Origin of the sequence: Variovorax glucosi, assembly GCF_051216695.1 — a bacterium.
In the GTDB taxonomy this organism is placed as follows: domain Bacteria; phylum Pseudomonadota; class Gammaproteobacteria; order Burkholderiales; family Burkholderiaceae_C; genus Variovorax.
The window spans coordinates 1-1,003 of record NZ_JBPJZE010000459.1 but is presented as its reverse complement, the minus strand read 5'-3'; the positions used below and the strand labels follow the sequence as shown (position 1 = coordinate 1,003).

Annotated in this window: 2 protein-coding genes; both read right to left on the bottom strand. The window is 66.4% G+C overall.

Going from position 1 to position 1,003, the window contains the following annotated elements; all coding sequences use genetic code 11:
- Nucleotides 1-283 (bottom strand): nitroreductase family protein (locus ACSFA3_RS26510; protein ID WP_435508264.1); only part of this gene is annotated, 283 nt, incomplete at its 3' end.
- Nucleotides 284-299: 16 nt separating this feature from the next.
- Nucleotides 300-1,003 (bottom strand): PLP-dependent transferase (locus ACSFA3_RS26505; protein WP_435508263.1); only part of this gene is annotated, 704 nt, incomplete at its 5' end.

Below are 1,003 nucleotides of genomic sequence, written 5' to 3'. Positions count from 1 at the left end.
AGCGCGTGTCGTGCGCCACGATCACCGTGACGCCGGCCGCCAGCGTTTGCGCCGTGTTGCCAGAAGACACGGCCGGCTTCAGCTTCGCCTTGGCTTCTTCGCTTCGCACGAACACGTAGCGCGCCGGCTGGGCGTTGTAGGCGGTCGGGCCCCACTTCAGCAGGTCGTAGAGCTTGTGGATCAGCTCGTCGGTCACGGGCACGGGCTTGAAGGCGTGCACGGTGCGGGCCTTGCGGAACAGCTGGTCCAGCGCGGCTTCGGGAATGGATTGCAGTGTGGTCATTTCTTCAAAAGGTCTTTCAGTTCGATGCGGCTGCAAGGGCCTGATCGAGGTCGGCGATCAGGTCATCGATGTGCTCGATGCCGACCGACAGGCGCACCGTGTCTTCGGTCACGCCGGCCTTGGCCAGCTCTTCGGGCGACAACTGCCGGTGCGTGGTCGAAGCGGGGTGTGTGGCCAGCGAGCGCACGTCGCCGATGTTCACGAGGCGCGTGAAGAGCTTCAGCGCATCGAGGAACTTCGCCCCACCCTCGCGACCCGCGCCGATGCCGAAGGTCAGCACGCCGCTGGAGCGGCCGCCGAAGTATTTCTTCGCCAGCGGGTAGTCGGGGTGGTCTTCGAGCGCCGCGTAGTTCACCCAGTTCACGGCCTTGCTCTGCTTCAAGTGCTGCGCCACCGCGAGTGCGTTGCTGCTGATGCGGTCCATGCGCAGTGCCAGCGTCTCGATGCCCTGCAGGATCAGGAAGGCGTTGAACGGCGAGATGGCCGCGCCGGTATTGCGCAGCGGCACCACGCGCGCACGGCCGATGTAGGCGGCCGGGCCCAGCGCCTCGGTGTAGACCACGCCGTGGTAGCTCACGTCGGGCTCGTTCAGGCGCCTGAAGCGCTGCTTGTGCTCGGCCCACGGGAACTTGCCCGAATCGACGATGGCGCCGCCGATGCTGGTGCCGTGGCCGCCCAGGTACTTGGTGAGCGAATGCACCACGATGTCGGCGCCGTGCT